Source organism: Bacillus sp. JJ1532 (assembly GCF_036965085.1).
Classification (GTDB): Bacteria; Bacillota; Bacilli; order Bacillales; family Cytobacillaceae; genus Cytobacillus.
The window spans coordinates 17,254-39,058 of sequence record NZ_JBALOW010000114.1; the positions used below are offsets into that span (position 1 = coordinate 17,254).

Here is a 21,805-nt window from a genome sequence, read left to right on the forward strand (position 1 = left end):
GGCCTTTTTCGTGCGCTATTAGAAATTGTCATCGACAAAGTCCATTGGCCGCTTTTCCTTATTTGATTACTTATTCATGTTTATCCTTAAAGTGGTTTGACTGTTCTTCTTGTTCATTCTCAAGCTTTCGTTCATCAGGATTATTTAATTTCTTTTTCGGTTCCTCTGGGGCATTCTTTGGTCTAGGATCTATAATGTCTGCTGGAATTTCAGGCATTAAACGGCCGGCAATGTCTGCTAATTCATTCATTATTCCTTGAATAGGCTTCCCGTTTTGAATATCATCTGAAATTTCTCTTAAACGTGCATTTATGTCAGGATCAGCAATGATAATAGCTCTTGCTCCGTCAGGATCATTTTTCAAGCTTTCCGCTACTGAATATTTAATGGCACCAACCTCTGATCTCTCCAAGATTTTGTTGACATCAATTCCGACAATCGCATATCGGCCGAGAACAACTGCGGTAGCATCGTTTACATTAGGAATGCTTGTAGCGAGGTTGACTAAACGCTTTGAGATATGCTGCCCAGTTGTACGATCAACTTCTTGTATAGTACTGTTTTTGACATTTACTAAATTTTGATTTGGATTTTCTTGGCTTTGATTATTATTGATTCCACATCCCGCCATCAGTATGATTGCAAGTCCGATAAACAACTGCTTTTTCAATTTTCACCATCTCCTATACTTAGGCTTTAGCTAGTCCATTTCAGAAAGCTAAAGCATTATTAAAGGAATCATTAACGGTTATTGTGCAAAATTTCGTCTATCTTTATACGGTAAATCATATATTTTACCAAAGTTCCATTCGTTCCACTGTTTAATAGACCTAAGAGGAGCAGGAGGCATCAGATTGAGTAAAATATATGTGTTAGATACAAACGTCTTGTTACAAGATCCGCATTCAATTTTTTCCTTTGAAGAAAATGAAGTGGTTATTCCAGCCGTAGTGCTAGAGGAAGTTGATTCGAAGAAAAGATATATGGACGAGATTGGCAGGAATGCAAGACACGTATCAAGGCTGATTGACAGCTTTAGGGGTACAGGAAAACTTCATGAACGAATTCCTCTTGAAAATGGCGGAAGCTTGCGAATTGAATTAAACCATCGTTCATTTCAACAGTTACAAGATATTTTTATTGAAAAAACGAATGATAATCGAATTTTGGCAGTAGCAAAAAATTTATCATTAGAGGAAGAAACAAAGGAAGATGGAAAAACGGTCATATTAGTAAGTAAAGATGCACTCGTAAGGGTTAAAGCAGATGCAATCGGTCTAATAAGTGAAGATTACCTTAGTGATCGGGTTATTGAGAATGATCACCTATATACTGGATTTTTGGAAGTATATATTGCGAAGGAAACGTTGAATCGTTTTTATGAAAAGGGTGAGCTTTCCATCTCAGAAGCCGTCACTTTTCCAGTATTCCCTAACCAATTTCTTGTAATGAAGGATGCATTAGGATCATCGTCGTCAGCAATAGGAATTGTAGATAAAACAAGAAAAAAAGTTAAGAAGCTTATTTTTGATTATGACCATATATGGGGAATTAAACCTAGAAATGTTCAGCAAACGATAGCCATGGAACTTCTATTAAGAAAGGATCTTCCTCTTGTTACCTTAACAGGGAAGGCAGGAACCGGAAAAACACTTATTGCTCTTGCCTCTGGACTTATGCAGACAGAAGACTATGGATATTACAAAAAGCTGCTTGTAGCCCGCCCGATTGTACCAGTTGGAAAAGATATAGGCTTTCTGCCTGGTGAAAAAGAGGAAAAGCTTAGGCCATGGATGCAGCCGATTTTTGATAACCTGGAATATTTATTTAATGTTAAAAAGCCTGGGGAGTTGGATGCCATATTGGCTGGGATGGGTTCCATTGAAGTTGAGGCATTAACTTATATTAGAGGAAGGAGCATTCCAGATCAATATATCATCATTGATGAAGCACAAAATTTAACAAAACACGAGGTTAAAACGATTCTTACACGCGTAGGAGAGGGAAGTAAAATAGTGTTAATGGGAGATCCTGAACAAATTGATCACCCTTATTTAGATGCTTATAATAATGGATTAACATACGTGGTAGAGAGGTTTAAGGACCAAACAATCGCGGGTCATGTTAAGCTCATAAAGGGAGAAAGATCTGGACTTGCACAATTAGCTGCTGATCTATTATAGCGTCCAGTATGAAGAAGGGGCGGAATTATCGCCCCTTCCGCAGGGATTAACTGATCTTCAAAGCTTTAACTTTTTTTATTGGGTTATCTTTATTTCTTCCATCGCTATAATAAACATAAACCGGACCATCCTCTTTTAAAGGCTTGCCATTAATGGAAAAGCCAAGAATTAGCCCCATGCCCTCATGAAGGGGCATACTTATCTCTCCTTCTTCTTCACTTACAATAATGAGTGTGGCTGCATCTCTTTCAGGTTCTGCATTTTGGATAAATGGTTTTAAAGGGATGCCAAAAGTTCCATTCAATACTTTTTCCTTTTCAAATTTCTTTTCGGTTTTTAAAGTTGGGGGAAAAACAGCACCTTCCATAATTTCTCTATCCCAATGCTTGGAGATTGATTTTGTATATTCCTCAAGACCATCCTGCAATTCTTGATCCGTTTCAAAAAATGATAATAAATCAACTCGGCGATCATCGAATATCCAAACCCCTGGATCAAGTGTAATCGAATATTTAACTTTCCCGCTTAATGAAATAATATTTTCCATTAAAATTCCTCCTAAAAAGGCAAAAAACTTATTTACAAAGGTAAGTATACAGATTATTGATGGAATTGTCATACATTCGTTCAAATGATAAAATGGAAATTCCAGTATCAACCAAAATATTTAGCGATGTTTGGGGGAAGTTCCGTTGGTATGTCAAACAAATGAAGACTTACAAATGATTGTAAATGACGTTTATTCAATAACAGAGGAAGGAAAGGTAGCAGATTATATTCCAGCGCTTGCCAAGGCAAACAAAAGTGATTTATCTGTTGCCATCTATAAAAGTAATAATGAATGTCTCTATGCGGGTACTTACACGAAAAAATTCACATTACAAAGCATCTCTAAAGTCCTTGTATTAGCACTTGCCTTACAAGACAGGGGTGTTGATTATGTGTTTGACAGAGTTGGAATGGAGCCGACTGGAGATCCTTTTAATTCTATTTCGAAGCTTGAAACCTCTATTCCATCAAAGCCTTTAAATCCGATGATCAATGCCGGGGCACTTGCTGTTACAAATATGATAAAAGGGAATAATGAAGCTGAAAGATGGGGGCGAATCCTTCAATTTGTACAATGTTTAGGAATCAAGAAGGATCTGACATATGACAAGGAAGTGGCTGCCTCTGAGCTTGAAACCGCATGGCTTAATCGATCATTATGCTATTTTATGAAGCAGCATAAAGTGATAGAAGGAGATATCGAAGAATTAATGATGCTTTATACGAAACAATGTGCCATCGAAATGAATTGCTTTGAATTAGCGAAGATAGGAGCGGTTTTTGCTTTAAATGGAATTGACCCTGAAACAGGTGAAAGGCTTTTGCCTTTGGAAATTGCAAGGATTTGTAAAACGTTTATGGTCACTTGCGGGATGTACAATGCTTCAGGAGAATTTGCTATTAAAGTAGGAATACCAGCGAAGAGCGGTGTTTCTGGAGGCATTCTCGCTGTCGTTCCCGATAAGTTCGGGATCGGTATATTCGGTCCTTCACTCGATGAAAAAGGGAACAGCATAGCAGGTATAAAGTTGTTAGAGGAACTTGCTCTGCGTTATGATTTTAGTATATTTTAAAGGGATTCAATCCTTATTATTCTTGCTTTTTTCTCATCTAAAGTATAAAATTTATAGATAAGATAATCGCTCGGAAATGGGGGATTGAAAGTTGGCTTCAGAAATGATTATTGACCATAAGGAAAGAGCAAATGCCCTATTAAAGGCTGACGCAGATAAAATATTGAAATTAATTAAAGTGCAGATGGACAATCTTACCATGCCTCAATGCCCTTTATATGAAGAGGTGCTTGATACGCAAATGTTTGGGTTGTCTCGGGAAATAGATTTTGCGGTCCGTCTTGGCCTCATTGAAGAAAAAGATGGAAAGGCAATTATGGCTGAATTAGAAAAGGAACTATCTATTCTGCACGATGCCTCTGTAAGAAAATAAAAAGAAACGCGACGTCCTTTCGCGTTGTCGACACTTGTACGTCCTGTACATCGGGGGTAGGCGCTGAAGCTGGACAGTAGAAAAACTCAAACATTCTAAATGGATTGTTTGAGTTTTTTTATAATTAAATTAGTATAACTCAAACATCTTGAGTATGACTGAAAAGATATAAAAAATGTAAAAAATAATTTAATTAGTATGACATAATTATAGATTTTTCGTAAATAGTGTGTTACATTTATAACAACTTTTCTTCGATGCAGGATGTTTTAATGCTTTAATTGAATAAATTACTCTACATAGAAGATAAGGGAAGAGGTCGAATGTTAAAAAAAATCTTAAAATCATATGATTATACTTTGGTTATTGCTGTTATACTATTATCGGTTTTTGGCCTGATCATGATTTATAGTGCAAGTATGGTTACAGCTGTACAGCGCTGGGGGTATCCAAGCGATTATTTTTATGATAAGCAAAAGCTTCATCTTATTTTATCAGCAATTGCATTTATGTTTATGGCTATTTTTCCGTATAAAGCAATGTTAAGCAATAAAATTCTCGTACCAATGGTTTTTCTTTCATTAGCTGGCTTATTTGCAATCTATCTTTTTGGACATGCTACCAATAATGCTCAGAGCTGGTTTAAGTTTGGCAGCAGAAGTATTCAGCCTTCTGAATTTGTTAAACTCACAGTTATTATTTATTTATCTGCTGTATATGCAAAGAAACAATCTTATATAAACGAGTTTAATAAGGGAGTAGTCCCCCCGCTTGCTTATTTGTTTCTTGCTTGTTTATTTGTAGCAATTCAGCCTGACTTTGGAACTGCTGCTATCATTTTTGCTATTGCTGTGGTTATCATTTTTTCTTCAGGTATGAGCTATAAAAATGTCCTTAAACTTGGTACTATTGGCATCCTAATTGTAGCGCCTCTCGTACTTATCATGAAGGATAAGATTTTTACAAAGGTACGTATGGGGCGTATAGAAGCATTTCAAGACCCATTTCAAACCGATTTTGGCTACCATTTGGTTAATTCATATTTAGCACTCGGTGCTGGTGGACTAAAAGGTTTAGGACTAGGCCAAAGTATTCAAAAGCTAGGATATTTACCTGAATCCCATACTGACTTTATTATGGCGGTTATTGCTGAAGAGCTTGGTGTTTTTGGTGTTTGCTTTGTATTACTTCTTATTGGATATTTAGTTCTTCGAGGGTTGTATATAGGGCTAAAATGTATGGATCCTTTTGGCAGTTTACTAGCAATTGGGATTTCTAGTATGATAGGTATTCAATCTTTTGTTAATCTCGCTGGAATCTCAGGCGTTATTCCTTTAACAGGTGTTCCGTTGCCTTTCATAAGCTACGGAGGATCATCCATTTTACAGCTTTCTATGGCAATGGGGATTCTTGTCAATATTTCGATGTTTGTTACTTATGAACAAAAGTATAAAGGGACTGCAGAGAAAGAGCAGCAGGGGCAAAAAAGAAATGTTCTAAATCGGGTCTATCAATATCGTAAATAAGTGTCAGTATATCTGCACTTGTTAATAAATTACGGCTAACGGCTATACAACAGCCGTAGCACAGCTTCAATTTCCAGAAAAATCAAAAAGTAAAGATGAGGTGTTTCTCTTGAACCAACGTATCAACAAAGTGTTAGTGGCTAACAGAGGTGAGATTGCTATTCGGGTATTTAGAGCATGTACTGAATTAAATATCCGGACAGTAGCTATATATTCGAAAGAGGATTCTGGATCCTATCATCGATATAAGGCAGATGAAGCCTATTTAATAGGAGAAGGAAAAAAACCGATCGATGCCTATTTAGACATTGATGGAATTATTGAAATTGCTAAAAATAGTGATGTAGATGCTATTCACCCGGGTTACGGATTTTTGTCCGAAAATATCCATTTTGCTATACGTTGTGAGGAAGAAGGGATCATCTTTATTGGCCCGGAATCTCGTCACTTGGATATGTTTGGAGATAAGGTTAAAGCTAGAACACAAGCACAGCTTGCAGAAATCCCTGTTATCCCAGGCAGTGATGGCCCAGTAAACGGTTTAGATGAAGTAATAAGCTTTGGAAAGAATTATGGATTCCCAATTATTATTAAAGCTTCTCTCGGCGGCGGCGGCAGAGGGATGAGAATTGTTAATAATCTTGAGGAAGTTAAGGAATCATACGAACGTGCAAAATCAGAAGCTAAAGCTGCATTTGGCAATGATGAGGTTTATGTTGAGAAATTTATTGATAAACCGAAGCATATCGAGGTTCAAATCATTGGAGATAAGCACGGAAATATCGTTCATTTATATGAAAGGGATTGCTCCGTACAACGCCGTCACCAAAAAGTAGTTGAAGTTGCCCCATGTGTATCTCTTTCTCCTAAACTAAGAGATGAGATTTGTGAAGCTGCATTGAGATTGATGAAAAAGGTTGACTATATTAATGCAGGTACAGTTGAATTTTTAGTATCTGGTGATGAATTTTTCTTTATCGAAGTGAATCCGCGTGTCCAAGTTGAGCATACAATTACTGAAATGGTTACAGGGATTGATATTGTTCAAACCCAAATTTTTGTTGCAGCGGGCCATTCTCTTCATAGTGGAGTAGTTGGAGTTCCAACACAGGAAAATATTCATGTGAATGGGTATGCCATTCAATCTCGTGTAACAACAGAAGATCCATTGAATAATTTTATGCCTGATACTGGAAAGATTATGGCTTACCGATCTGGCGGTGGCTTTGGAGTTCGGCTTGATGCGGGTAATGGGTTTCAAGGTGCGGTTATTACACCTTACTATGACTCATTGCTTGTTAAATTATCAACACAGGCAATGACTTTTGAACAAGCTGCTGCAAAAATGGTTCGGAATCTTCAGGAGTTTAGAATCCGCGGAATCAAAACAAATATTCCATTCTTAGAGAATGTAGTAAAACATGAAAAGTTTATTAAAGGGGAGTACAACACTTCCTTTATTGACAAAACTCCAGAGTTATTCTTGTTCCCAAAACGAAAAGATCGTGGAACAAAAATGCTCTCATATATTGCGAACGTTACAGTGAATGGTTTCCCTGGTATTGAAAAAAGAAAGCGGCCAGTATTTGATCAGCCAAGAATACCGACATTAAGCAGCGAATTGCAATACAAGCAAGGAACGAAACAAATTTTAGAACAACATGGAGCTAATGGTCTTGTTAAATGGATAAAAGAACAGAAGGAAGTACTTCTTACTGATACAACATTCCGTGATGCTCATCAATCATTATTAGCCACCCGTGTTCGAACAAATGATATTAAACAGATAGCTGAACCAACAGCAAAATTATTGCCAGGTCTGTTTTCTTCTGAAATGTGGGGAGGAGCTACATTTGATGTCGCCTACCGCTTCTTGAAAGAAGATCCTTGGGAAAGATTGCTGACGTTAAGAGAGAAAATACCAAATATCTTATTCCAAATGCTTTTACGGGGTTCTAATGCTGTTGGCTATGCGAATTATCCAGACAATGTTATACGTGAATTTGTTGAAAAGTCATCACAAGCTGGAATCGATGTATTCAGAATTTTCGATAGCCTTAACTGGATCAAAGGGATGGAAGTAGCGATTGATGCTGTACGCCAGAATGGGAAAATTGCTGAAGCTGCTATTTGTTATACTGGTGATATTACCGACCCTTCAAGATCGAAATATCATATTAATTATTATAAAGAGTTAGCTAAAGAACTTGAGAATCAAGGTGCGCATATTTTAGGCCTTAAGGATATGGCCGGCTTATTAAAACCGCAGGCAGCCTACCAGTTAATTTCTGAATTAAAAGATACGGTCAATATTCCAATTCATCTTCATACACATGATACAAGTGGAAATGGAATATTTATGTACGCAAAAGCAATTGAAGCTGGAGTTGATATCGTTGATGTTGCTGTTAGTTCAATGGCGGGATTAACCTCGCAGCCTAGTGCCAATTCCTTATATTATGCATTAGAGGGTACTGACCGAAAACCAAATATTAATATCGATGCTTTAGAACAATTATCTTACTATTGGGAAGATGTAAGAAAATACTATCGAGATTTCGAAAGCGGTATGATTTCTCCACATACAGAAATCTATAAGCATGAAATGCCGGGTGGTCAGTATAGTAATCTTCAGCAGCAAGCTAAAGGTGTGGGGCTTGGGGAAAAATGGGATGAAGTTAAGGAAATGTATTCCCGTGTAAACCTTATGTTTGGTGATATTGTAAAGGTTACACCATCTTCTAAGGTAGTTGGGGATATGGCATTATATATGGTTCAAAATCAATTAACAGAAGAAGATGTTATTAATAAAGGGATGACTTTAGATTTTCCAGACTCAGTTGTTGAGCTATTTGAAGGATATCTTGGGCAGCCATATGGCGGATTTCCAAAAGAACTTCAAAAGGTAGTCTTGAAAAATAAAGAGCCAATTACAGTTCGTCCTGGGGAGCTATTAGAAGATGTTGACTTCGAAGCATTGAGAGAAAAGCTCTTCAAAGAGCTTGGCAGACAAGTGACAAGCTTTGACATGCTTGCATATGCCCTCTACCCAAAGGTTTTTATTGATTATACTAAAATAGTAGAGAAATTTTCGGATGTCTCTGTCCTTGATACTCCAACCTTTTTATTTGGAATGAGGTTAGGTGAAGAGATTGAGATAGAAATAGAGACTGGAAAAACATTAATTGTAAAGCTTATTTCAGTCGGTCAGCCACAAGCTGATGGAACAAGAATTGTCTATTTTGAATTGAATGGGCAAGCTCGTGAAGTTGTTATTAAGGATGAAAGTATTAAAGCAACAGTAGTGTCAAAAATAATGGCAGATCCACATAATGAAAGCCATATTGGGGCATCGATGCCAGGAACGGTTATTAAGGTTTTAGTTAAAAAGGGCGAAAAGGTTGAAAAAGGCGATCATTTAATGATTACAGAAGCAATGAAAATGGAAACAACCGTACAAGCTCCGTTTTCTGGAGTAATTGAAGATATTTATGTTTCAAACGGGGAAGCCATTCAAACAGGGGATCTGCTAATCGAAATTTCAAAATAAAAAAGGAAGAGTTGCAGTTGAAATGAACTGCAACTCTTCCTTTTTGTTCTTTATTGTACTGTAACTGGCGGTGCTGAAGGGAGCTTATTATCTTCCTTTACTTTCTCAAGTGAAAGGGCGTTTCTCTTGCTGCGTGAGGAAAGAAGAATAAAGTAACTTAAAACACCAAATAAACAAGAAATAAAGAAGGCGTGTGCCAATGCTATATATAAATTTAATTTCGATAATACAACTAAGGCACCTGCAATCACTTGTAAAGACACTAGAATAAAGGAAATAATCCAGCCCCAGTAAACCACTTTTTGATCTTTATAATGTTTAACAGCAATATAGGTAATATAGGCAATCCATAAAAATATGATTCCAGCTGCGGCACGATGCCCCATTTGTACCCATTCATACATATTTGTAGGTAAGGAAAAGGAGTTGTTAATGCAGAGCGGCCAATCTCTGCACACTAAACTTGCATTAACGTGTCTGACAAGGGCTCCTGTATAAACGACAATATAGCTGTATATTGTAACGCCAATTATATGCTTCTTCATTCTATTGTCGAGGACAATCTTTTCGGCTTCAAACTTTTTATCAACTTCAAAAATGAGAAGTGTGAGCAGCAGAACCGTTGAAAAGGAAATTAATGAAATACCAAAATGCAAGGCAAGAACAAAATCAGATTGTCCCCATTTAACAGCGGCAGCTCCAATTAATCCTTGAAGGACTAGAAAAAAGAAAGAAGTAATAGATAGAAATTTAGTTTCACGAATATGGCCAATAGCGCGCCATGTCCAAACAGAAAGGATTAGAACCATGATCCCTACACCACCCGAGACTACCCTATGGGCAAGCTCGATAATTAATTCAGGTGTTATATTCTTTGGAAGAATTTCACCATGACAGAGCGGCCAAGAATCTCCGCACCCCATGCCGGAATCTGTTTTTGTAACAAGAGCTCCGCCTAAAAGGACTAACAGCATCCCAATTGTTGTTAAAACGGCGAACCATTTAAGTGATCGTTGCAAAGTGCTACACCCTCTTCTAAATAATTCTTTAATTTGTAATAGGAGGTAATTGACTAATATAATCAGCATAATAAAATTAGAAAGTATTTTTCCACTTCTATCTTATATTTATAAATAGTATAGAAGAGAAATAGAAATGAGTACAACCCTATCGAATACTACAGCATTTATACTTGTTTTACAATTAATTAATTAGTATTCACTGTCTTTATATTAAAAACGTTATGTACATTATTAATTCTTCGTTTATATTTAATGAAAGGTACTATTGTATTTTTACACGCCATTTATATTATGGCAGAAAAGCAACAATTATTTAAGCGAAAAAACACAAAGACACAAATTATTCATAATTTATTCGAAAATTATTCACAAAAAACCATTGAAGTGTGATTTAATATACAGAGGAAGATGTCTTTTTCATGATATTTAATTAACAGTATTATTACAATTACAATAGTAGAAAACTATTGAGGTTGTCATCATATTGGAAATGCTCTTCGTTTTTTATTGCAAATATAGCATTGTCAGCTAGAATGCTTTATAGTAGTTGTAGTATCATTGTCGTATTTGTGATAAGGGATAAAGGAGGAAAAAATATGTCTAACTCGAGGGCCTTTGTTAATGCTCGTTTAGAAAACAGCAGTGGGAGCCTAGAGAATGAAGTGCCAAGGACAACAGTTTGGAAGGATTTTTTATCACTGATTAAGATAGGAATTGTAAACTCGAATCTAATAACAACCTTCACTGGTTTATGGCTTGCACTTCACTTTACAGGAAAAGGCTTTTTGAATAATTTGGATATTGTTCTCTATACTGTAATAGGATCATCACTAATTATAGCTGGCTCCTGTGCCCTAAATAATTATATTGATCGAGATATAGATCCTTATATGGAAAGAACGAAGAATAGGCCAACCGTAACTGGAAGGGTTTCACCAGCCAGAGTGGCGATATTAAGCTTTTTGTTAATCGGAATTGGTACAGGATTGCTTCTGCTCACTACTGTAACTGCCGCTTTGCTCGGTTTAGTAGGAGTATTTAGCTATATTGTTCTATATACAATCTGGTCAAAACGGAGATACGTTTCTAACACTATTATAGGAAGTATTTCTGGTGCAGCACCTCCGCTTATCGGCTGGGCTGCAGTTGATGCTAATCTTGACATTATGGCATGGGGATTATTCTTAATTATGTTTTTTTGGCAGCCTCCTCATTTTTATGCGCTTGCTATGAGAAGGTGTGAAGAATATCGTGCTGCTAATGTACCAATGCTTCCTGTTGTTAAAGGATTTAAAAGAACAAAAACCTCTATTTACTTATGGGTGGCAGGGTTATTGCCTCTTCCGTTTTTGCTTCCAGAATTAGGAATTCCTTTTCTGGTTCTCGCAACAATTTTGAACATAGGCTGGATTGCAACAGGGATTTATGCAAGAAAGTTTAAAGACGATATAAAATGGGCTACTTTAATGTTTGTATATTCACTACAATATCTGACAATTATGTTTGTAGCTATGGTTATTATCACATTAATATAAAATAGTTTTAGGGGGGGACTACATGGCTTTTTTTTATTGCTTGTGCTCCAACCCTATCAAAAAAAAACAGATATCATAATATTAGTTTCCTTTATTTAGGCATACTACATAATAATCTTTGTTAGGAAATTCTTTCTTTTCCTATATCTTAGAAAGAATTTATATATAATTTTTTCGATCAAACATTTCAAACAGAAATTATACGAAAGAGGGGTTTGATTAAGCTATGAAAAGGCTTGCAAAATGGCGTCTGGCTTCGTTGTTCGCGATTCTGGCGCTCATACTATCTGCATGTGGTAATGCGAATTTATCTACTTTACAGCCTGCAGGTGAGGTTGCACAAGAACAATATGATTTGATGGTGCTAAGTACTGCAATTATGGTAGGGGTAATTGCAATTGTAGCAGTGATTTTCATTATCGTTTTGGTGAAATTCCGTCGTAAGGACGAAAAAATTCCAAAGCAAGTAGAAGGAAGTCACGCATTAGAAATTATCTGGACAGTCATTCCGATTTTACTTGTTCTTGTTTTAGCTGTTCCAACAGTTTCAGCTACTTTTAAATTAGCTGATGTGTCTCCTATGGAAAAGAAAAATGAAGATGGCAAAACAGATGCTCTTGTAGTAAATGTACGCGCCAATTTATATTGGTGGGAATTTGAATATCCAAACGAAGAAATTATTACAAGCCAAGATCTTGTTGTACCAACCGATGAAAGGGTCTACTTTAACCTAATCGCTTCAGATGTTAAGCATTCATTCTGGATTCCAGCTGTTGGTGGAAAGTTAGATACTAACACGGATAACGTGAATAAATTCTGGCTGGAATTTAATGATGAAAAATCATCGGACGTCAATAATGTATTCTACGGGAAATGTGCTGAGCTTTGTGGTCCGTCACATGCTCTAATGGATTTTAAAGTGAAAGCAGTTCCACGGGCTGAATTCGACCAATGGGTAAGTGATATGCAAAGTGTTAAAGAGCCAATTAAGGCTACTACTGCTTCTGCACAGCAAGGGCAGGAAATCTTTAATCAAAGCTGTATCGGATGTCATGCAGTAACTCCTGCAAACACAACTCCAGAGGCAGCAAGACTAGCACCAAACTTAACAAACTTTGGTGAGCGTGAGAAGATTGCCGGCATCTTGGATCATACAGAAGAGGACTTAAAGAATTGGTTAGCTGATCCTGAAAAATATAAGCCAGCTAATAAAATGACTGGTACGTATACTGGTTCTGGTCCTAATGGTGAATTAACAGATGATGAATTAAATGCCTTAACTGAATATTTGATGGGATTAAAAGTTCAGGGGAAATAGTGTAATTGCTAAAGGGAGGTAAAATTGTGAGTACCATTGCTCAAAAGAAAGGTTTTGGTGCGGTTCTTTGGGATTATCTAACAACTGTAGACCATAAGAAAATTGCACACCTTTATCTTTTTGCTGGCGGATTCTTCTTCCTTCTCGGTGGAATAGAAGCTATGATTATCCGTATTCAGCTAATAAAACCAAATAATGATTTTGTCAGTGCTGGATTATTTAATGAAATGCTAACAATGCACGGAACAACGATGATATTTCTCGCCGCGATGCCATTGTTATTAGGATTTATGAATGCCGTCATGCCACTCCAAATTGGAGCCCGTGACGTAGCATTCCCTTTCCTTAATTCTTTAGGATTTTGGTTATTCTTCTTTGGGGGAGTATTCTTAAACCTTTCATGGTTTTTAGGAGGAGCTCCTGATGCTGGATGGACTTCCTATGCATCCTTATCGCTTGCATCTGAAGGACATGGAATAGACTTCTATGTACTTGGATTGCAAATTTCAGGTTTTGGTACGTTAATGGGTGGAATTAACTTCCTTGTAACCATTATTAATATGCGTGCACCGGGAATGACTTATATGCGTATGCCAATGTTTACATGGACGACTTTTGTTGCTTCATCGTTAATTCTATTTGCATTCCCTCCATTAACAGTAAGTATCTTTTTACTAATGTTTGACCGAATGTTCGGTTCGAATTTCTTTGATGCTTCAATGGGTGGAAATACAATCATTTGGGAGCACTTCTTCTGGATATTCGGACATCCTGAAGTTTATATCTTAATTTTACCGGCATTTGGTATTTTTTCTGAGATTATGGCAGTATTCGCAAGAAAGCGTCTTTTCGGATACTCTTCAATGGTATTCGCAACCGTACTAATCGGTTTCTTAGGATTCATGGTTTGGGCTCACCATATGTTTACAACAGGTTTAGGCCCAATTGCTAATGCGATCTTTGCCGTAGCTACAATGGCAATTGCAGTACCGACAGGAATTAAAATTTTCAACTGGTTGTTTACGCTTTGGGGTGGAAGTATTTCATTTACAACACCAATGCTGTATGCCGTGGCATTTATTCCTTCCTTCTTAATGGGTGGGGTAACTGGGGTAATGCTTGGTGCTGCCGCAGCGGATTATCAGTATCATGATACTTATTTCGTTGTTGCTCACTTCCACTATGTAATTGTAGGTGGGGTTGTGTTTGCTTTGCTTGCGGGAACACATTTTTACTGGCCTAAAATGTTTGGTACAATGCTAAATGAATTCCTTGGAAAAATTACATTCGTATTATTCTTTATTGGTTTCCATTTAACATTCTTTATCCAGCATTTCTTAGGATTATGGGGAATGCCACGACGCATTTTCACATTCCTTCCAGGTCAAGGTCTTGAAACTGGAAACTTTGTAAGTACAATTGGGGCATTCTTTATGGCTGTAGCAGTTGTAATTATGCTAATCAACATTGTTATGACAAGTGTGAAAAATGTTAAGGTTGGCAATGATCCTTGGGGTGACGGCCGAACACTTGAGTGGGCAATTTCATCTCCGCCTCCATTCTATAACTTTAAGCAACTTCCACTAGTACGTGGTCTAGATGCATACTGGATCGAGAAAATGGAAGGCAAAAAAGGCATGGTGCCTGCTGAGCCGCTAGGTGATATTCATATGCCGAATAATTCATTTATTCCTTTCGTTATCTCACTAGGCTTATTCATTGCCGCATTTGGTGCAATGTATCATGGTGATGAAGGAAATACGTGGGGTATTCCAGTATTAATTCTTGGTTTAGTGATTACTTTTGGTTCGATGCTAACACGTTCTATAAAAGATGATCATGGGTACCATATTCATAAAGAAGATTTAATGGATGATATGGATGACGATAATAAGGGGGTTAAGGCATAATGCACGCAGAAGAAAAAATGACGGTTGAAAAATGGCCTGCTTCGCCTGAACTGCAAACCCTCGAGGGGAAAAATAAGTTTTTAGGTTTTTGGTTATTCCTAGGTGGAGAGACTGTTCTCTTCGCCTCCCTCTTTGCAACATATCTTGCATTAAAAGATTCAGTCCCTAGCAGTGATATGAAATTAGCAAAGGATCTATTTGAGATTCCACTTGTTTTTGCGATGACAATGATTCTATTGACTAGTTCATTAACAAGTGTTTATGCAATGTACCATATGAAAAACTTTAATTTTAAGAAAATGCAATTATGGCTTGGCATTACAGTATTGCTTGGCTTTGCATTCTTAGGATTAGAGATTTATGAATTTAATCATTATGTTCATGAATTTGATCATAAATTTACAAGCAGTGCGTTCGGATCAGCATTCTATACATTAGTAGGGTTCCACGGAGCTCACGTTGCCTTTGGATTAGGTTGGATTATTTCATTAATGATCCGTAACAGCAAACGTGGATTAAACCTTTACAATGCACCAAAGTTTTATGTAGCTAGTTTATACTGGCACTTCATTGATGTAGTTTGGGTATTTATTTTTACAGTTGTATATTTAATGGGAATGGTGGGATAAACTGATGACAAATGAACAATTAAACTCAGGCAACCCTCGAGTAGACATTGAATATCGCCGCAGAAAAAGTGCTGAAGAAATGAAGCATCATATTATATCTTTCTCATTAATGATTTTCTTAACGCTCGTTGCCTTCGTGGCGGTTGGGTATGAAGGATTTTCTGGATGGTTTATTGTTCCTTTCATTTTAATCCTTGCATGTGTTCAAGTAATTTTCCAGTTATATTACTTCATGCATATGAGCAATGAAGGTCATGAAGCACCAAAATTGTTTATGTATTCTGGTATGCTTATTGCTTTTGTAACAATTCTTTGCTATACGACAATTATTTGGTGGTAATAAATAGAAGGGAAATCGGCTGTCAGCCGGTTTTCTTTTTATGTTAACGAAATAGTACTAATATTAGGACTTCTTTCGAAGGGGTGATTATGCAGTGGCGATACAAATATTTGGTTTTCGAGCATTATGGAGCCCATACTATTTTATTTTTTTAGCACTTGTGCTAGTTGGTTATTTTTTAGTAACAATTAAATTTAGAAAGAAATTTGCTGACAGCGAACCGTTAAGGATAGGCCAAGCTATTCACTTTTCTATAGCTATTGTCCTTTTATATATAATAAAAGGCTCTCCAATTGATTTAATGGGTCATCTTATGTTTTATGCACATATGATTCAGATGGCAATCCTTTGCCTAGTTATCCCACAATTTATTATTTTGGGAGTACCAGCCTGGATTTGGCGTTATTTGTTTAAAAGATCAGCATTAAAAAATGTTTTTACATTTCTGACAAAGCCTGTTGTAGCCCTATTATTATTTAATGGGATATTCTCCATCTATCATATTCCTCTAGTGTTTGATTTAGTTAAAACAAGTTTTTGGCTTCACGCAGCCTATACTAGTTTATTGTTTGTTATGGGGATCATTTTTTGGTGGCCAATTGACAATAAACTTGAAGATCGTCAATCTTTAAGCGGCCTTAAGAAAGTAGGATATATATTCGCAGGCAGTGCCTTATTATTACCAGCATGTGCTTTGATCATTTTTGCTGATACTCCATTATACTCTTCTTTTTCTGATCCAGATGCTTGGGCGAAATCATTAGAGCTTTGTGTACCTGCTTCCACACTGGCAGGCTTAACTTTAAGCGGGCCAGAGATGTTTAGTTCCATGACCTTATTAAACGATCAGCAGCTAGGCGGGATTATTATGAAAATCATTCAAGAAGTTGTTTACGGTGTGGCGTTAGCGCAAATTTTCTTTAGCTGGTATCGTAAAGAGCAAGAAGAAACCGAACTTGAAAAACAGCATTCCCTTAACCCTCACATCATTGAATGATTTGTGCCTCATCTATTTGGATGAGGTTTTTTAATATGTCTGTATAAATAATCACGCTACTCTATATAATATTTGAACAAATTAGGAACTTTTGCGAAAAGGGGTCTATGTTTGTTGATTATGGAGCAGAACTTTAATAGAATTAACGTTGTGAACCATTCTTATTATTAAGAGACTTTCTTAAATTTAGGTGGATGAGAATAGGGAGAATAGAAAGGAAGTTATTATGAATTATTCACTGCCAATTTTACCAACAATAAGCACGACATTTATTGTTTTGAGTGCCATTGCAGTTGCAATCGGATGGGCGCAGATCCGTCAAAGAAAAATAGAAAGCCATAAAAAGACGATGATGTTAGCCGCAGTATTCGCAATAATATTTTTTATTATTTATGCTAGCAGAACAATATTTATTGGAAATACTGCCTTCGGTGGACCTGACGAAATAAAGATATATTATACTATATTCCTAATTTTCCACATAACTCTCGCGACTATAGGCGCTGTATTAGGCATTGTAACTCTTTATACTGGTTACAAAAATAAGTTGAGTAAACATAGAAGGCTAGGACCGGTTACTAGTATCGTATGGTTTTTTACTGCCATTACCGGTGTTGCCGTTTACTTGTTATTATATGTTATTTATCATGGAGGCGAAACAACCTCTGCTATTAAAGCCATTCTAGGTTTTTGATAACAATTTTTGTAGATAATGAAAAACGGACACATGGTTGCCATGAGTCCGTTTTTCATTATTTTGCAAACTTTTCTATCTCTGAATTAAGTTCACTAAGGATTTTTTCACATTGATTTACGAGTGACTTAGGGAAAACCTCATCTTCGCCATATTCAACACCGTGAGGATAATAATATTTACCCAGCACTGGTGTCTTTAATTGAATAACGGCTTTGAAAGTGTCAACATCCCCTTCAACTGCTTGACCAAATACACGTAAATAGAAGGTTCCTTCTTTTAAATCAAATCTACGATCATATGTGACCCTTTCATAGTCCCATTGACCCTCACGGACAAGACCTTTTGAATTCATGACTTCATCTAAGCGAACTAGGTCCGCTTTCTTTTTTTCAATCCCCGTATTTTCAAACTTCATATGTATCCCTCCTAAAACAATCCATTATTAGCTGACTATAGCTAATATTAAGTCAAAATTAACAACAATTACTATCCAAATCTTATAATAGTAGAAATAGCTAGAAGATGCAATGTATACATGAAGAAAACAAATGAAATTCATCTTTTATTCACTATTTTGCATTTACAATGACTAAACAGGAAATTTTTCCTGCAGTTTTGGAGAACATAATGATTGAAAGAGAAGGAGGTTATGAATGAAGAGGATCATTAAATATTTTATTTGCCTATGTCTATTCCTTTATTATGCTCCTATGGGCAATGCTGAGGCAGAAACACAATATGTAGTTAATCGTGGGGATACCCTTTGGAAAATTGCTTTAATTAATGGAATTGAGCTTAAAACAATCATTCAAAGCAACCCACAAGTATCAAATCCGCATTTAATTTTTCCAGGACAAATAATAACAATTCCGGACCTAAAGAGAATAGAAAAGAGGATCTCATTATCTTCTTCCGAAAGAAGTCTTTTGGAGCTTACAAACACGAAGAGGGCAAATGCAGGACTGAAGCCCTTAATAGTTGATTATAACTTGACTAAAGCAGCGAGAAGAAAAGCTCTGGATATGATGGAAAAAGAATATGTGTCGCATATTTCACCAAGCTATGGAGATTCTTCAAATATGTTAAAAGCCTTTCAAATTCCATTTGAAAAGGTCCAAGAAAGTATTGGTGCAGGATATAGTTCACCAGAAAAGATTTTCACACTATGGATGAATTCTTCCGTTAACCAGTCAAAGCTATTAGATAAACTGTCTACCCATATAGGTGTTGGTCATGCAGAAGGTGGTCTTCATGGCCATTATTGGACAGTACTAATTATTCAAAGAGTAGAAGGAGGAAGTTAGATGGAGAAGATCCGTGATATTATGACTGATAAAGTTGATAGTTGTTCATTGTTAGACAATGTATTTGAAGTCGCTGTTAAAATGAAGGAATTAAATGTTGGTGCAATTCCAATTGTTGATAATGAAAAACTTGTTGGGATGATCACTGACCGGGATATCGTATTACGGTGTGTGGCTGAGAAAAATCCGCCATCTTCAAAGGTTGAAAAAATCATGAGTAAAGACTTAATAACTGTTACAAAAGATATGGATGCTCATGAGGCAGCTAGTTTAATGGCAAAGCACCAAATTAGACGATTACCTGTAGTTGAAGGAAACAAATTAGTTGGAATTGTTTCTTTAGGTGATTTTGCTGTGCACCATTTAACTGACCAAAAGGCAGGGGAAGCCCTTACTGAAATTTCCGAAGCAAGCAATGAAATTCAGCATTAAAGCATGGAACACCTTATTAGGGTGTTCTTTTTTAATATAGTAACAACTAGGAAATGAATGACGACAAAAGCAAAGTATTTTATATATAAGGACAGAGAATTATTATCCAAAATTCGTGAAATTTATTAGAATTTTCTGCCCTTTATATTAAAAAGAATGTAAATGATGTTATACTAATAATTGAGAGTTATCATATATATATAATATAAAATACAGGAAGGAGGCAAGCCTCTGAGGACCTTAATTAGGATTTTAATTATTATTTCCATTCTTCTTGCAGTAGGACTTTACTTAAATAATGATACAGTTCCTAATAATGATATTTTATTAAATGAAGTTAGTACCCAGCCAAAAGTTGATCATGATTTAGGAGAAATAGGTTCTGAAAATACCTCCGTTCTTAAGATGCCAAACGAAGGGCTAGTTAGTTTAATGGGAAAGCCCACCAGTAATATTATTAATAAGCTGGGCAAGCCTGCAAGAATTGATCCATCATTGTATGGGTTTGATTGGTGGATTTACCCTATTAATTATCATAAATATATTCAGGCTGGCATCAAAGATGATGTAATAGTTACTATTTTTGCAACTGGTACAGACATTCAAATCCCGCCATTCAAAATTGGACAGCCAGTGGCAGAACTTTATTCCTCTACAGTGTTTGATACAAATATTAGTCTTGAATATAATAATAGTTCTTATAAATTTGAACTCTCTGAAGATGATTTGAATACGCGTCCGCTAATTATGATTGGAAATGTTTATGCACAGCTTTATTTGGACAAATTTAGCGGCACTCTTTCCAGCATTCGCCTACTAGATACTGAAACTTTGATAAAACAGCATCCATACGAAATGGTCTATAGAGGAGAACTGCTTGAGGGATTTCAGGAAACGAACATAAATGAGGAAGCAGTGGAGAGAGGGAAAGAAAGACAGGTTTTTGATATTACTAATGTATTTCGAGTACGTAATGAATTGGAACCATTGGAATGGGATGAACAAACGGCTGAGGTAGCACTTGCACATAGTAAGGATATGTATGAAAGTCAGCAGTTTTCCCATATTTCAGAGGAATTTGGGGATTTGACAGATCGTTTGGAAGCAGGAAATGTCTTTTATCAAATAGCAGGGGAGAATATTGCTGCTAATTATATGGATGCACCCGCTGCTGTAGAAGGCTGGCTAAATAGTAAGGGACATCGTGAAAGTTTATTAAATGAACAGTTTACCCACTTGGGAGTAGGCGTTTATAAAAAGCATTATACGCAAAACTTTATTGAGAAATGGCAGGAATAAGCAATCATAATTTTATATTATTAGAAAGAGCTTGTTCCGAATGAACAAGCTCTTTTTATTCCATTGAATAAATTGAAAAACGATTCAACCTAATTGTTCAATTCTACTTACGAGAAAATAATCTTCCTTCCAGTTACCGAACACTCGAATCATTTCGCCTTTATTGAGTTGGGGAATGATCGACTCTTTATCAATTGGAATCATTCTTTTAACATCCCAATAAGAATGGTCTGATTTAATTTTTATATCCATTACATAAACATAGCGGTAATAAGAAAATCTTTGTTTGCTTTCATTCAAATTGACGATGGTTCCCGAAATGATTGCTTCTTCAGGGACATTTTTTAACTTAAGCCACTTTTCGTTACTTTCACGTAATTCCTTTTTTGTTAGCCAGTAAAAATAAATACAAATAATTGGAATAACAATGGCAGTAACCATTAGAACACCACCTGTTTATTTATTTCGTATAATAAAAAAACTTCCGGTAGCATGTGCAATTTTCTTGCCGTCTGATCGATATACATATGCTGACAAAACCATTGTTTTCGTGCCTTTATGATCAAGATGAGCTTTGCACTGAAGATAATCCCCTTTACCGACAGCTAAATAATGAATATTCAATTGGGTTGTTACAGCACCATAGCCATCTGGCAATAATGAATTTGCCAATGTTCCCATTGCCGTATCGATAATAGTGGCTGTAATTCCACCATGTACGATCCCAAATGAATTATATAGAAGAGGGCTAATTGGGACAGTTATTTCGCAAAGCTCGTTCGTCACCGTTTTTTCCATATGTATTAAACCGTCAACATATGAGTTGTTTATTTTCTGTTGTTTCTTTTGAAAACCGCGCAATAAATCCGTTAGAATATTTAATTCATCTGGTGTTATATTTTCTAAGCAGTCTTCTACAATCTCTCTTACTTGGTTTTTCATTTCATATTCACCTTTCAAGCATTATATTCTGTATACATATTATCATTTTTGTCTGAAGTTGAATATTTTGATTTTTAAATTGTCCTTTCACCTTTTATTCAATCTAACATAAAATAAGATAGGCAT

Annotated in this window: 21 protein-coding genes; 15 read left to right on the forward strand and 6 right to left on the reverse strand. The window is 36.2% G+C overall.

The annotated features are described in order from the left end of the window. Positions 1 to 70 precede the first annotated feature (70 nt). On the reverse strand, positions 71 to 670 hold the full coding sequence (locus tag V7122_RS24065) for a YhcN/YlaJ family sporulation lipoprotein (protein ID WP_335529690.1): 600 nt from the start codon (positions 668 to 670) through the stop codon (positions 71 to 73). 184 nt (positions 671 to 854) lie between these two features. Between V7122_RS24065 and V7122_RS24070 the strand changes: the two genes are divergently transcribed. Further along, a complete protein-coding gene (locus V7122_RS24070) occupies positions 855 to 2,183 on the forward strand; it encodes a PhoH family protein (protein ID WP_335343875.1) in 1,329 nt (442 codons plus the stop codon). Positions 2,184 to 2,229: 46 nt separating this feature from the next. On the opposite strand, the gene V7122_RS24075 is transcribed toward V7122_RS24070, so the two are convergent. Next, complete coding sequence (locus V7122_RS24075; RefSeq protein WP_335343874.1) at positions 2,230 to 2,730, reverse strand: peptidyl-prolyl cis-trans isomerase; 501 nt, start codon at positions 2,728 to 2,730, stop codon at positions 2,230 to 2,232. A 145-nt stretch (positions 2,731 to 2,875) separates the two neighbouring features. On the opposite strand from V7122_RS24075, the gene glsA reads away from it, so the two are divergent. The 4 genes from glsA (at position 2,876) to pyc (ending at position 9,254) form a co-directional block, all read left to right on the forward strand. Beyond that, entirely contained in the window at positions 2,876 to 3,805 is a 930-nt protein-coding gene (gene glsA, locus V7122_RS24080; RefSeq protein WP_335343873.1) for a glutaminase A, read from the forward strand. Positions 3,806 to 3,896: 91 nt separating this feature from the next. Continuing rightward, positions 3,897 to 4,178: a YlaN family protein gene (locus V7122_RS24085; RefSeq protein ID WP_335343872.1), complete on the forward strand. Its 282-nt coding sequence runs from the start codon at positions 3,897 to 3,899 to the stop codon at positions 4,176 to 4,178. A 323-nt stretch (positions 4,179 to 4,501) separates the two neighbouring features. Further along, entirely contained in the window at positions 4,502 to 5,704 is a 1,203-nt protein-coding gene (locus V7122_RS24090; RefSeq protein WP_335343871.1) for an FtsW/RodA/SpoVE family cell cycle protein, read from the forward strand. A gap of 109 nt (positions 5,705 to 5,813) precedes the next feature. Continuing rightward, positions 5,814 to 9,254: a pyruvate carboxylase gene (gene pyc / locus V7122_RS24095; RefSeq protein WP_335343870.1), complete on the forward strand. Its 3,441-nt coding sequence runs from the start codon at positions 5,814 to 5,816 to the stop codon at positions 9,252 to 9,254. 50 nt (positions 9,255 to 9,304) lie between these two features. On the opposite strand, the gene V7122_RS24100 is transcribed toward pyc, so the two are convergent. Then, complete coding sequence (locus tag V7122_RS24100; protein ID WP_335490884.1) at positions 9,305 to 10,273, reverse strand: COX15/CtaA family protein; 969 nt, start codon at positions 10,271 to 10,273, stop codon at positions 9,305 to 9,307. A gap of 599 nt (positions 10,274 to 10,872) precedes the next feature. Between V7122_RS24100 and cyoE the strand changes: the two genes are divergently transcribed. The 7 genes from cyoE (at position 10,873) to V7122_RS24135 (ending at position 17,699) form a co-directional block, all read left to right on the forward strand. Continuing rightward, complete coding sequence (gene cyoE, locus V7122_RS24105; RefSeq protein WP_335347171.1) at positions 10,873 to 11,811, forward strand: heme o synthase; 939 nt, start codon at positions 10,873 to 10,875, stop codon at positions 11,809 to 11,811. A gap of 226 nt (positions 11,812 to 12,037) precedes the next feature. Further along, positions 12,038 to 13,129: a cytochrome c oxidase subunit II gene (gene coxB, locus V7122_RS24110; RefSeq protein ID WP_335347170.1), complete on the forward strand. Its 1,092-nt coding sequence runs from the start codon at positions 12,038 to 12,040 to the stop codon at positions 13,127 to 13,129. 26 nt (positions 13,130 to 13,155) lie between these two features. After that, positions 13,156 to 15,039, forward strand: a complete 1,884-nt coding sequence (ctaD, locus tag V7122_RS24115) for a cytochrome c oxidase subunit I (RefSeq protein WP_438823976.1) — start codon at positions 13,156 to 13,158, stop codon at positions 15,037 to 15,039. After that, positions 15,039 to 15,668, forward strand: coding sequence for a cytochrome (ubi)quinol oxidase subunit III (locus V7122_RS24120; protein WP_335529693.1), 630 nt, complete (start codon positions 15,039 to 15,041; stop codon positions 15,666 to 15,668). Before ctaD ends, V7122_RS24120 begins: the two co-directional genes overlap by 1 nt. Before the next feature lie 4 nt (positions 15,669 to 15,672). Next, positions 15,673 to 16,008 carry a cytochrome c oxidase subunit IVB gene (gene ctaF, locus V7122_RS24125; RefSeq protein ID WP_335347169.1) on the forward strand — a complete coding sequence of 112 codons (336 nt, stop codon included), beginning with the start codon at positions 15,673 to 15,675 and terminating at the stop codon, positions 16,006 to 16,008. A gap of 94 nt (positions 16,009 to 16,102) precedes the next feature. Then, on the forward strand, positions 16,103 to 17,005 hold the full coding sequence (gene ctaG, locus V7122_RS24130; protein ID WP_335347168.1) for a cytochrome c oxidase assembly factor CtaG: 903 nt from the start codon (positions 16,103 to 16,105) through the stop codon (positions 17,003 to 17,005). 226 nt (positions 17,006 to 17,231) lie between these two features. After that, positions 17,232 to 17,699: a DUF420 domain-containing protein gene (locus V7122_RS24135; RefSeq protein WP_335347167.1), complete on the forward strand. Its 468-nt coding sequence runs from the start codon at positions 17,232 to 17,234 to the stop codon at positions 17,697 to 17,699. Positions 17,700 to 17,757: 58 nt separating this feature from the next. Here the strand turns inward: V7122_RS24135 and V7122_RS24140 are convergent, their stop codons facing one another. After that, a complete protein-coding gene (locus V7122_RS24140) occupies positions 17,758 to 18,117 on the reverse strand; it encodes a YugN family protein (protein ID WP_335347166.1) in 360 nt (119 codons plus the stop codon). A gap of 238 nt (positions 18,118 to 18,355) precedes the next feature. Between V7122_RS24140 and V7122_RS24145 the strand changes: the two genes are divergently transcribed. From V7122_RS24145 to V7122_RS24155, 3 genes are all read left to right on the forward strand, one after another. Beyond that, positions 18,356 to 19,006, forward strand: coding sequence for a LysM peptidoglycan-binding domain-containing protein (locus V7122_RS24145; RefSeq protein ID WP_335347480.1), 651 nt, complete (start codon positions 18,356 to 18,358; stop codon positions 19,004 to 19,006). Beyond that, positions 19,007 to 19,438 (forward strand): CBS domain-containing protein, encoded by a 432-nt coding sequence (locus tag V7122_RS24150; protein WP_335347479.1) that lies wholly within the window; start codon positions 19,007 to 19,009, stop codon positions 19,436 to 19,438. A 432-nt stretch (positions 19,439 to 19,870) separates the two neighbouring features. Further along, entirely contained in the window at positions 19,871 to 20,737 is an 867-nt protein-coding gene (locus V7122_RS24155; RefSeq protein ID WP_335346938.1) for a CAP domain-containing protein, read from the forward strand. 84 nt (positions 20,738 to 20,821) lie between these two features. On the opposite strand, the gene V7122_RS24160 is transcribed toward V7122_RS24155, so the two are convergent. Both V7122_RS24160 and V7122_RS24165 read right to left on the reverse strand, forming a co-directional pair. Continuing rightward, on the reverse strand, positions 20,822 to 21,178 hold the full coding sequence (locus tag V7122_RS24160) for a hypothetical protein (protein ID WP_335346939.1): 357 nt from the start codon (positions 21,176 to 21,178) through the stop codon (positions 20,822 to 20,824). A gap of 15 nt (positions 21,179 to 21,193) precedes the next feature. Beyond that, positions 21,194 to 21,679: a PaaI family thioesterase gene (locus tag V7122_RS24165; RefSeq protein ID WP_335346940.1), complete on the reverse strand. Its 486-nt coding sequence runs from the start codon at positions 21,677 to 21,679 to the stop codon at positions 21,194 to 21,196. Positions 21,680 to 21,805: the final 126 nt, after the last annotated feature.